Annotated in this window: 10 protein-coding genes; 1 reads left to right on the top strand and 9 read right to left on the bottom strand. The window is 57.1% G+C overall.

Annotation, left to right across the window (positions count from 1 at the left end; translation table 11 throughout):
- Positions 1–13 precede the first annotated feature (13 nt).
- From rpmF to VN622_09970, 5 genes are all read right to left on the bottom strand, one after another.
- Positions 14–199: a 50S ribosomal protein L32 gene (gene rpmF, locus VN622_09990; GenBank protein ID HWR36187.1), complete on the bottom strand. Its 186-nt coding sequence runs from the start codon at positions 197–199 to the stop codon at positions 14–16.
- Positions 200–274: 75 nt separating this feature from the next.
- Positions 275–823 (bottom strand): DUF177 domain-containing protein, encoded by a 549-nt coding sequence (locus VN622_09985; GenBank protein HWR36186.1) that lies wholly within the window; start codon positions 821–823, stop codon positions 275–277.
- Between the two features lie 235 nt (positions 824–1,058).
- Positions 1,059–1,538 (bottom strand): type II secretion system protein, encoded by a 480-nt coding sequence (locus VN622_09980; protein ID HWR36185.1) that lies wholly within the window; start codon positions 1,536–1,538, stop codon positions 1,059–1,061.
- 271 nt (positions 1,539–1,809) lie between these two features.
- Positions 1,810–2,103, bottom strand: coding sequence for a YtxH domain-containing protein (locus VN622_09975; protein ID HWR36184.1), 294 nt, complete (start codon positions 2,101–2,103; stop codon positions 1,810–1,812).
- A gap of 317 nt (positions 2,104–2,420) precedes the next feature.
- Positions 2,421–3,131 carry a tetratricopeptide repeat protein gene (locus VN622_09970; protein HWR36183.1) on the bottom strand — a complete coding sequence of 237 codons (711 nt, stop codon included), beginning with the start codon at positions 3,129–3,131 and terminating at the stop codon, positions 2,421–2,423.
- Between the two features lie 237 nt (positions 3,132–3,368).
- Between VN622_09970 and VN622_09965 the strand changes: the two genes are divergently transcribed.
- Positions 3,369–6,329: an AsmA family protein gene (locus VN622_09965; protein HWR36182.1), complete on the top strand. Its 2,961-nt coding sequence runs from the start codon at positions 3,369–3,371 to the stop codon at positions 6,327–6,329.
- A gap of 88 nt (positions 6,330–6,417) precedes the next feature.
- On the opposite strand, the gene VN622_09960 is transcribed toward VN622_09965, so the two are convergent.
- The 4 genes from VN622_09960 to VN622_09945 all read right to left on the bottom strand — a co-directional run bounded on the left by VN622_09960 (position 6,418) and on the right by VN622_09945 (position 11,049).
- Entirely contained in the window at positions 6,418–6,792 is a 375-nt protein-coding gene (locus VN622_09960; GenBank protein ID HWR36181.1) for a TraR/DksA family transcriptional regulator, read from the bottom strand.
- Between the two features lie 171 nt (positions 6,793–6,963).
- Entirely contained in the window at positions 6,964–8,001 is a 1,038-nt protein-coding gene (locus VN622_09955) for a M28 family peptidase (GenBank protein HWR36180.1), read from the bottom strand.
- A gap of 356 nt (positions 8,002–8,357) precedes the next feature.
- Positions 8,358–9,860: a sigma-54 dependent transcriptional regulator gene (locus VN622_09950; protein HWR36179.1), complete on the bottom strand. Its 1,503-nt coding sequence runs from the start codon at positions 9,858–9,860 to the stop codon at positions 8,358–8,360.
- A gap of 454 nt (positions 9,861–10,314) precedes the next feature.
- The gene (locus tag VN622_09945) at positions 10,315–11,049 is read right to left on the bottom strand and encodes a GvpL/GvpF family gas vesicle protein (protein ID HWR36178.1); all 735 of its coding nucleotides are present in this window, start codon (positions 11,047–11,049) and stop codon (positions 10,315–10,317) included.
- Positions 11,050–11,730: the final 681 nt, after the last annotated feature.

Here is an 11,730-nt window from a genome sequence, read left to right as displayed (position 1 = left end):
CGGAGGCTGGCGGTTACTTCGCCGGCTCGAGTTCCACGATTTCGCGGCCCTTGTAATGACCGCACTTGGGGCAGGCGCGATGGGGCATCTTCTTCTCGTGGCAGTTGGGGCACTCAGAGAGTGAGTGGGCCGTGAGGTGGTCGTGCGAGCGCCGAATTGCGGTGCGCCGCGTGGAGTGTCTCCGTTTAGGATTCGCCATGGCTAAAACCTTTCCGTAATGCGGCGCCCGTGGGCTCCGCGAACTGCTGAACTGTCGGGCGTCGCGACGCCCGTTCTACTTCAATCTGTTCTTCAAATCGTTCAGCGCATCCCAACGCGGGTCCGGTATGTGCTGTTCGCAATTGCAAGCGCCAAGATTCAGGTTGCGTCCGCATTGCGGGCAGATGCCCTTGCAATCGTCGCTGCAAACCATCCTCAGTGGCAAGGCGAGCAGAAGCTGTTCACGCAAAACGTCTTCGAGTAGCAGCCCTTCGCCTTCGTAGTAACCGATCTCAGTCTCAGCCTCAGTGATCGAGACCTCGTCCCCGCGGCGGTCCGAGCCGAGTGGACGATTCAGCAAATCGAACTCGCGCGTGATTTCCAGTGGCACGGGCTCGAGGCAGCGAGCACAATCACACTCGACTTTTGTCGAAAGCTTGCCGACCAGGCGGATGTCGGAAATAACAACTTTTCCGCCGTGGTGCTCATGGAGAACCTCTGCCCGGCCAGATGTTTTCAATGGCGCAATCTGCCGCACGCCGGTGCCTAGGTCGACAACGCCTGGCTGTAACTCCTCGCGGAATTGCAGCTTCCTGATTTCAAGATCTTGAGCTCGGATGAACATTTCACAAACCACACACCTACCCCAACATACACAAAGGGCTTGGTGGTTGACCATCCGCGGGAGTCGGGTCACCCAGAAGGCAGACGGCAACGCGCTGAATCGGGCTTCCCTCAGGACCTATAACGTTCGAACGGCTGGTCTTATGGGGAATTTCTCCTCGGGACAAGACATAAGAATAGCGGCCATGGTGCAGGGGTGTCAAGGAATGAACCCCTGCATAAGACGAAAGGTCGCGTTACTGCAATCCTATTGTGCAGTTGGTCCCGCCCGCCGGATCGAAGTAAACAGGGTTCATCTTGTCTGAGCAGAAGCCGCGTTGGCCTGTGTGGCCGATGCTGCTCGGGACACCTGTGACCGCATAGCTGCTAACGACGGGACTCCCTGTGACGTTGATGATGGAAAATTTGTATCCACTCTTGGGGCAGGGTTGCGATGCGCAGCCCAGGACCCAATCAAGCAAGCCGGCATTGTCCGATGTGACAGGGCCGGACGCGGGAGCTCCAAGCTTGGCAAGGTTATCGGCATAACCAAGGGTTGAATACGTTATGGAGTAGGTTGTCTGCGCGGTGTTGATGGCGCGTATGGACGAGGTGGCAGAGGCCTCATTGGCGGCCATCCTGGCGCGCATGAGGCTCGGGATAGCGATCGCTGAGATGACGAGAATGATCGCAACGACGATCAGCAATTCGATTAGCGAAAAGCCGCGTTCGCGCATTAACGGTGTCCTGACGAAGCGAAATTCGGCTTCACATCGAGGGAGTGCGAGATGCGGCCGCAAACTGTTCAGAAATCGCGGTTCTGCCCGGTCTATGAGTGCGCTGCCGGACTTGGCGTTTATGAGGAAGTCACTATAGCAACTCCACTGAGGAAATCCAATCGGTTCCTAATAAATATTTAACAATCGAGGTAACGAAGGGACACGCACGAAGGGCAACCGAATCCACGGCTGCCCTTATTGAGAGAGACTTGGTTACATCCCCGGCAAGTTAGAGATTCGTACCGCCGGGCCCGGTTGTGCTAGTCGTTCCGGTGCTGCCCATCCCGCTTCCGCTTTCGGTTCCGGTGCTGCGCATCTGGCCGACGGCGCGCTCTGCGGTTCCTCGGATCGCTTCCACGCCGCGCTGCATCCGCTCACGGTTCTGTTCGAAACTATCGCGGGCGGAGCTGGCTAAGTCATTAGCGCGGTCGCTCAGGTTGCTGCGGGTTTCCTCGCCGCTCATTGGTGCGAACAGGACTCCAAGGCCGATACCCAAACCCAATCCAAACAAGAAGCTCTTCATTGCAGGTGCCTCCTCAACAGCTGGTGAAATGCCGGATGTGCGACGATGACCGAATCGCCGCTGAAAATATCAACGACGGCACGTCACAAACGTAGCGCCGTCTGACACTTAAAGATGCGCTTCGCGTCGAGACGTTGCCTGTGTTGCACGAGAGTCACAAGTCGTGAGCTGTCGCGAAGGAGAGTGCTTAATGGCCTTGTCGCGACCCGCCAGAAAGGCCTACCAAAAAAACAGGGCGCTCGTGGGCGCCCTCGTAATCCTCAAGTTTAGAACTCGACCTGCACGAGACTCGCGACTCTCGACCGCGATTCGCGACCCTACTGCTTCAGGGCAGCTTGACGCTGTGCGGCGATCTCCGCTCCGGGGCCCTTGGGATCTTCTTTGGCGATCTGCTCATATATCTTTCGAGCCTCCGCCGGCTGCGTTGCGGCGTAAACATCGGCCAGCTCGAGCTGCGCAGTTACCTTGGGCACGGTGCGCGCGGGATGATCGATGATGTCCTTGTAGGTACGCACGGCGTCGGCTTCGCGATTTGTGTTGCGGTAAACGGAAGCGAGTGCAAACTTTGCCAGGGCTGCGACATCGGCATCGCCCGTCGTTGATATTTCCTTCAGTTGCTTCTCCGTGTCACTGGTGTTGCCGAGGTCCTGCTCGGTAAGCGCTACGAAATACTTCGCGAGCTGGCCGGAGTGCGTGGACCCGTACTTGTCTACGATGCGGGCAAACTCATGCCGTGCAGCTTTCGAGCGTTCCTCAACGGATGTGAAGCTAACCACGTTGGGATCTGCCGGAATGCTTGAGGGCCGCAGCTGCGCGTTGTAGATTGTCATTGCCTTGCCAAGTTCCACGCCAGCCTGATTGTTGCGGTGATTGACATACCAATAACCGCCGATTGCGAGCACGACAATGAGGGCGACAGCTATGCCGCCGGTCAGTAGCTTTGAACGGTGGGCAGCAGTCCAGTGAACGGCTTCGGCAGCCGTTTCCGCGAATCTGTCAGATTTTAGTTCATGACGGGTATAACGCACGATAGGTCCTTACCTAGAGCAGCTTAACGGTCGGAAACAACTGAGTTTACCAGAAACGAGTTGTCGGGTCATTGTGAAGGATGAATGGGCTGGCGATCCATCGTTCGCAACGCTCGAATGCTACTCTCCTAGTGCAACCGGCCCCCGGTCCCCAGCTTCTTACAGAGCACGCACTCTTCGTCATTGGGTTGGTAGTACAACGTGAGTCCCGGGCTGGTGCCCGGAACAGGGGGTTCTATGCGCAAATTGGGAATCGCAATCCTCGTTCTGCTGGTGCTTGTGGTACTCGCGGCAGCCATCCTGCCGCGCTTTGTAGACGTGAACCGTTATCGCGGGCGCATACAGGCGGAACTGGAGCAGCGGCTGAACCGCCCGGTGCAACTGGGCGCAATGAACTTGAGCCTGTTCCCGCCGGCCTTCCGCGTACAGAACGCCGTCATCGGCGAGGACAAGAGCTTCAATACCGGGCGTCCGTTCGCACAGGCGCAGGAACTATTTGTGACGGCGAAGCTGGGCCCGCTCCTCAAAAAGGAGCTGGAGATCAGCAGACTGGAGCTGCGCAAGCCGCAAGTGGAGATGGTGCGCAATCAGCAGGGCATTTGGAACTTCGCGTCGTTGGGAAACCGTACGGTAAACGGAGCCACGACGCCTCCGCCGCAGGCTCCACAAAACCAACCGGTCAACCAGCAGAAGAAATTCGAATTGGCGGTGCTGAAGATAATTGACGGCAGCGTTGCGGTTACGGATCTGCAAAAGCATCAGTCCCGCGCGGTGTACGACCACATTGATCTGACTCTCCGAGACTACGCACAAGGCAAGCCCTTCTCTGTGGTCATGGAGGCGCACCTGCCCGGACAGGGTAAGCAGGTTGCTCGATTGGATGGCAAAGGCGGACCGATCGACGACGCGAGCATGCTGAACACGTCGTTCAATGGCACGCTGAAACTGGAGCAGGTTTCGCTTTCGGCGGCGCAGAAGTTTCTGAACTCGGAGGCACTTGAAAAAACGGACGCGATCGTCAGCGGCACGGCGCAGCTTAAGAACGAAGGTGGCAAGCTTGCGTCGAGCGGTTCGCTGAAACTGGAGAATCCGCGCATTCGCGGCGTGGACGTCGGATACCCGATCACTGCTGACTACGACGTGAGCGACGATCTGACCAACGACGTAATACAGATTACAAGAGCCACGCTCAGGTTGGGCAATACGCCGCTTTCCATCGCTGGCAGCGTGAACACTCGCAACACGCCCGCACTGATGGACATGCGAGTGCAAGCCAGTGACGTCTCGATTGCGGAGGCGGCGCGGCTGGCGGGAGCGTTTGGAGTGGGGTTCAGCCCGGCGATGCAGGTGGCTGGACGCATGAATGCGAACCTGCACGCCCAGGGCTCCACATCGAGTCCATCGATGAATGGAACACTCGCCTGGCGCGAACTGGTGGTGACCGGAAAAGATCTTCCGCAACCCGTTAAAGTCAACGCAATCGAGCTGGCGCTGGCTCCGGATGCGATCCGGTCCAATGACTTCACGGCTTCAACGGGCGGAACTAGCGTCAACGGGCGCTTCACCCTGGGACAGTACACGACGAAGGCTCCCACCATCGATGCAGTCTTGCGCACGGCGAATGCCAACATCGCGGAACTCATTAACATGGCGCGAGCCTATGGAGTGCCGGCCGTAGATGGAATGAACGGCAGCGGTTCGCTCACGCTGGATGTGCATGCGACCGGGCCGGTGAAGAATTCAGCGGCCATGAACTTCAGTGGTACCGGGCAGATTGCGAACGCTTCGCTGAAAACGGCAACGCTGGCCCGTCCGGTGAATGTAAGGAACGCAAACCTGCGCTTTACCAAAAATTCCATGGTGATGGAGAATGTGGCAGCGTCGGTGGGCAGCACGAACGCCAGCGGCACGATGACGATGCGTAATTTCGAGGCGCCGAATGTGCAGTTCGCGCTCTCGGCAGACAAGCTAGATGTGATCGAAATGCAGCAGATCATGGGAGCGGGCGCGCCGCAGCCAGCCCCGCATAGGACTGCCTCGCTCGGATTGATTCCCGAAGCTCACGCGCAGGCAGCGGCAACGCAGCAGCCAAGCATCATCACGAAGATGACGGGTGGCGGCACCGTACAGATCGGTACGGTACTGTACGACCAGTTGGCGCTGAACAACGTTCGTTCAAATGTCACCCTGAACAACGGCATGATTCGGTTGGCGCCCGTGACGGCGGTGGTTTACGGCGGCAACGAGACCGGCACGATCGAGCTCGACATGCGCCAGCCGCAGACGTTGTACAACGTGAACCTGCGTCTGCAAAACGTGGACGCGAACAAGCTGCTTGCTTCAGTGAGTTCGGTGAAGGAAGCGTTGTATGGTTTGCTGGCGGCGAATACGCAGGCGACATTCACGTCCGTGCCGAAGGGGCAGGACATTGCGCGAACGCTGAACGGGCGAATGTCATTGAACCTGCACGATGGCAAGCTCGCAAACGTCGACATGCTGCAACAGCTCTCGGCGATAGGCAAGTTCCAGTCCTTGGGACGTACGGCGCAGAACTTCACAAACCTGTCGCAACTCACGGGTGACTTCGATGTGCGCAATGGTGTTGCCTCCACCAATAACCTGAAGGCGCTGATCGATGGAGGAACATTGGCGGCCACCGGCGCAGTAAGCCTGGTAGACCAATCGGTAAACATGCGCGTTACGGCCGTACTCTCAAAGTCGTATAGCGAGCAGGTTGGCGGTACCGGAGTTGGCGGCTTCATGCAGACTGCTCTGGCGAACAACAAAGGCGAACTCGTGCTGCCGGTGATGGTGACCGGCACCTTCCAGAAGCTACAGTTTCAGCCGGATATGGCGAAGGTGGCGGAAATGAAGATGCAGAACCTGCTGCCAAGCTTCTCGAATCCAGGACAGTTGAGCAGCGGGATACTGGGAGCGGTGATGGGAAACAAAGGCGGCGGGCAAGTTAATGGACAAGGAGGAGTTGCCGGGATTGTTGATGCGTTGACCGGCAAGCCGAAGCCGAACCAGCAGTATCCGGCGGGACAGGCACAGCCGCAAACCCAAACACAACAGCAGGCAAAGCCGCAAACGCAGCAGAACTCCACGTCGGAAGCTGTGGGCAATCTGTTGAACCAGGTACTGGGTGGCGCAAAGAAGAAGCAGCAGCAACAGCAACAAGAGCCGCAACCGAGGTAACCCCGGCGCTGGCCCCAAAGAAGCGTTTACCCCACAAAAAGAGGCCGCCCGCGGGCGGCCTCTTCGACTATTTGAGACAAGGGTGGAGTTACGTGCCCGTTTCCTGCTCCAGTTGACCTTGTTCAAGCTTCTCCTGGCATGCGATACAGAAACGCGTCCAGGGCACGGCTTCAAGGCGCTTGGGATTGATCTCGCTGCCGCACGAGACACACTCGCCGAAACTGCCTTCGCGTATGCGGCTCAGCGCGCCTTCCACCATTTGCAGCGTCTGTCGCTCGGTATTGCTCTGATGGAAAAGGAACTCCTTTTGATAGGAACTGGACGCACGGTCGGCAATGTCCTGCGCCATATCGCCGACATCGGCGTTGCGGCCGTCCTGTTCCGTGCGCGTGACGTTGTGCCGCAGTTCGCGCTGTCTTTCCTCGAGTCGTTTTTTGAACGTTTCCAGCTTCTTTTTTTCCATGAACTCTTTCCCGGCGCCCCGGCGACTCAAACCAGAACGGGAATCATATGTGCGACCGCGGAGTGCGTCAACTGCAGAAGCGCCACTTTTGAAAATGTTTTGATGCAGGTATCAGCACGAAAGAATCACAAATAACTTGGTGTGTATCGTGCTCGCGGCAGTGATAAGCGCCTACTTGCGTTCCGAAGGAGTTGTGCTTGTGGCTCCCGCACTCGCAACGTTTGCCGGTGCAGGAGTGCGGTCAAGGTTCTGGTCGAGATAGACGATGTAACCGGCCAGAAGCATGTAGGACTGGTAGTAGTCGTCGGGCCGGATAGCGTTGAGACGGTCGCGATCGCTATGCAGGATTGGCAGCGTCGATTCGGTGACCGAGTGGATCGTAATCGCAGGAATCTTCTTTTCCCGGAAGGCTTCGGAGTCGGCGCTTCCAACGTTTTCTACATTCACGATGGCGACCGGCAGATGCATCATGCTGGCGATGTGAGCGAGCGCTTTAACAAGTGCCGGATCGGCGTGCGAGCCCCACACCTTCGTCGGCGAAAGGCCCAGAGTGTCGATGTTGACCATGGCGAGGATGTTCGACCGCTGCTCGCGCGTCAGCGATTTCACGTAACTTTTCGAGCCGATCAGTCCCTTTTCTTCGGCAGTGAATCCGATGAACACGAGCGTGTGCTCCCGTTCGTCAACGCGCACGGATTCGAAGAGGCTTGGCAAGAGTGCAGCTCCGCTCCAGTTGTCAACGACACCATCGCCTGAAACGACGTGATCGAAGTGAGCGCCGATAATGATGACGCCGTCGGATTTGCCTGGCAGGGTACAGATGACGTTGGGAAGCTTTTCGCCTTTCACAACGGCTTCCGATGTTTGCGAGCAGCCCGCCGCCGAGAACGACTCGCGCAACAGGTTTCCGCGGACGGCGTTGTTGCGCGGAGCGGCAGCGAGGCGCTCCTGGATCGTCTCCGGCAGGAGGCGTCGGTACCGTATCCCTCGACTGGCCGCTTTGCCTGCGGATCCTTCCTGCGCTGCCAGCGGCACTGTCAGCGCCCCAAGCACAAGCAGACTCAGTAGAACAGGGACAAGAGAGCACGCGAGAGCGATGCGGCGCAACATCTGCCAATTATCGTCGGCGGAGATCAGAGGCGCAATCGAATCGCAAATGCGGGTATTGAAAATCTTGTCGAGTTTGCGGGGTATTAGTTTTGCCGCCAATCTTCGAAACAAGTGGAACCAAGAAAAAAGCGACCCATAACTCAAGGTCGCTTTAAAAGAGGCGAAGGGCGGGAGGGAGTTCAGGGAAGGCGATGCAAGGTGTTCCGACGAGCGGAACGTCGAGAGAGAAGTCGAGAAACTGGGAAGAGGGTTAAAGTCACTTGTACGGCCTCTTTTGTTGGGAACCTAAGTTGCACTTAGGAATCCAAAACTTGCTGCAAAGGTAAGTAGCCGCAGGGAAATCCGAAACAATTGTTGTCTGGACGTTTAGAGAGTGTCCCGCAGGAGTTTTGCACAGGCCGGTGTGGTAAATCCGCAACTATCACAAAATGTCAATATGAACTGACGTGCCACTATTAAGCAGGATGTTGCTTAGCCTGATTCGCCTGATTCTGTTCTTCCATCGCCTTGAGTTTGTTGAGTAGGGCCTTGTAACTGATCTTGAGGATCTTGGCGGCTTGCCTGCGATTCCAACGCGTTTGGGCAAGTACGCGTTCAATCGCTTCGCGCTCGGCGAGCATGGCGGCGCGTTTTCCAATCTCCAGCAGAGAAGGCATTTCGATTTCGCCCATGGCATTGGAGACGGGTGCGGGAACAGCCGGTTGCGAGTTATGCGGCGGCGCAGCAATCGCCGGTTCCTTAATGCCCCAGATGGGACTATTCCCCGACAGGGACGAGACGATGGGTTTGTGGGTAGAGAGTTCGCGGATAATTTGCGCCTCATTGCCCACGATGGTGTAACGCTTTACGAGATTCTCCAATTCTCGTATGTTCCCCGGCCAGGTATATTCCATCATTCGCCCGACGGCGTAGTCGCTGAACTGAGCCGGTGTTTTGCCATAGAACTCGCTGTATTTGCGCAGGAAGAAATCGAGGAAGATGGGTATCTCCTCACGGCGCTCGCGAAGCGGCGGTATGTGTATGGTAACGACGTTCAGGCGGTAGAAAAGATCTTCGCGGAAAAGGCCTTCTTCCACGGCCCGTTCGAGCGGTTTGTTGGTGGCGGCGAGGACGCGAACGTCGACCGCAATATCGCGCTTACCTCCCAGGCGGGCGAATTCGCCGTCCTGCAAAACGTGCAGGAGCTTCGCCTGGAGCGACGGGTGCATCTCGCTGATCTCGTCGAGGAAGATGGTTCCGTTGTTTGCCAGATCGAACTTGCCGAGCTTCTGGCGATTGGCGCCCGTGAAAGCTCCGGGTTCGTACCCGAAGAGTTCGCTTTCCAGCAACTCATGTGGAATAGCGGCGCAATTTACCTTCACAAACGGCTTCTCGTGGCGCAATGACTGTGCGTAAACCATGCGCGCCACGACCTCTTTGCCGGTGCCGCTTTCGCCGCGTACGAGGACCGTCGCGGTGGTGTCTGCCACCTGCTCGATGGTGTTCTTGACTTCTTCCATCTTGGGGCTCGTGCCGAAGAGCATGGTGAAGTCGGACTGGCGGCGCACCTGGTCGCGCAATTGAGTGACTTCGGTTACGAGTCTCTGTTTTTCCAGAACCTTGCTGATGCGCAGGTCGAGTTCCTTGGGCTCGAATGGCTTACCAATGTAATCGTCCGCGCCGAGCTTGGAGGCTTTGAAGATGATCTCTGGACTGCTCTGCGCAGAGAGCATGATTACGGAAACCTCCGGCTTAATCTGCTTAAGGCGTTCAAGGGTGTCGATTCCACTCATGCCCGGCATGGCGAGATCAAGCAGCACTAGCGTGGGATCGTAGACGCGGAACATGCGAATGGCTTCTTCGCCCGTCGCTGCGACGCTTACGTCGAAATTCCTGCGAATCAGATACGAACTCAGAAACCTGGCCGTGGCGGCATCGTCATCAACCACCAGCACTCTCGTCTTCGGCGTCGGCACCATTCCTTCAGCCCCTCCGATACAAGCTGCGGAATCGCAGTGACATCTCTCTCGTCCCGCGGCTATGGAACTTTGTGAAAACCGTACCTGGAATCGCTACGAACGGAGTCGAACCTGTTTAGGAGTTAATCACCACATCCAACAAAAGGTCGCCCGCGGGGCGTGGAGATCGGTGGATCGGGGCCACGTCAGAGGGGGACCGAGGGGCACCACCATCCACACCCACCGGCTTAGATGCAGACATTCTATAGAAATTCCAAGAATTGGCAAAAATATCCTAAAGCTAGCCAAGGATTGCTTTCTTCGTTGGGCAGCACAGGGGGATGATAACTGCCAAGTTAGCCTGGCAGTGCCCACTCTTCGGGGTAGCTGGGTGCTTTAGGGGCTCAGCAGCTCAGTGGCTCAATTACGCAAAGTGAAAGGCGGCCTGGATGGCCGCCTTCTTGGATTCCCCAAATCAGTCGTTCCCGACTGTTCGTAGTTTGCCAGGCATGAAGTGGTAAGGCGGCCAGGGGCCGCTGATCGCCAATTCGCAATTCTTAAGTTGGCGACTGGCAGTGCTGTAGCGGTTCTGGTACTTCTCAATCTGCTTGGTGTCGATCAGGTGGGCGATGTCGATAGTCATGCCGCCCGCAACAACTTTCTTGCAACTAACCTCTTCTTCAAGCGGATTGAAAAGCTTGTGCACCTGAACCGAGAGTGCGCGTGCCTTGGTCTGCCGTTCCCGATCGCGACTGGCTTTCTCGCGCAACCGCATAAGGTACTCGCCGCCAGCCTGCGCCGGCAGCACGTCGGAAAAGGTCTGAATTGAACCATCTCCACGCACGGTGACCTTGATGTGCATTTCGGCCTTGCCGCGCAGATGCGCTACGCTATCTCCGAAAGCCTTGCGGTTGGTGCGAACCGCCTGTCGAAGCGCGTCGTCGTTCTCGAAAATGGTGCCGAACCGGAATGGCAGCACGGTGGAGTTGCGGAAACACTCGCTCACAACACGCGCGTGTTCCACCACGGAGGATTGTGTGAGCGCCGATTCGTGCGAGTATTCGCTGACGATCACAGCAAACTCGCCGCTCGGATAGCCAAACACGGGCGTCCCGTTGATGCCTCGAAGATTCTCAATGGGGAATGGGCGACGGACTCGAACGTTCTGAAAGATACTTTGCTCAGTGATGCAGTATGCATACCACGCCATCTTCGTCTCTCCAATTTCGCCCGGGCGGGGGGAGACGCGCCTCGGTAAAACCGTTCAGTGGGCCGACTGCTACGCGGTGAGAAGAACGAATATCGCAGAAAGTGGACGGTATCAGGTCCATCATCATAGTAATCCTGTGATGCGGAAATAGCAATGGAAGTGCCGTATGGACGCGGCATTTGGCACACCAGGCAGCAGACGACTGCGCAGGCGCTAAAGGCAGGCAGTCGGGGCTACTGAGCTACTAAGTCGCTGAGCTACTGACCTACTGACCTACTAAGCTACCTACTGAGTTGCCGAGCTTTTTCGCAAAGGCGTAAGCCCGAGTCGAAGGACCCCTTTTGCCAGCTCAGTGCAGATGATAGGGGTCCTTCGACTCCGCGACTCCACTGCGCTACGCTCTGGAAGACAGCACACGGTTCGCAGCGGCATTCGCAGCAAAAACGCACATCATCAGCGGGCCTGTGCCGGAAGCTTGAAGGAAGACTTCACGAGTTGGGCGGGGCCGGGAACGAAGTCGCGGACCCGAGATAAAGGTCATTGCCGCCGCACGGGTGATTTGCTTCATACATATACTGGCGGTGACTTGTTTCCGTCGGGAGTAGTTTGCTTTTAAAGCCCCTATCAATTCATTTTCGTAGCCGGCGTTGACAACAAACTCGCATTTAAGCACGCAGCGCC

Source organism: Clostridia bacterium (genome assembly GCA_035561135.1).
In the GTDB taxonomy this organism is placed as follows: Bacteria; Acidobacteriota; Terriglobia; order Terriglobales; family Acidobacteriaceae; genus DATMYA01.
Note: the sequence above shows the minus strand (reverse complement) of the source record. Positions and strands in the feature narration are given on the sequence as shown.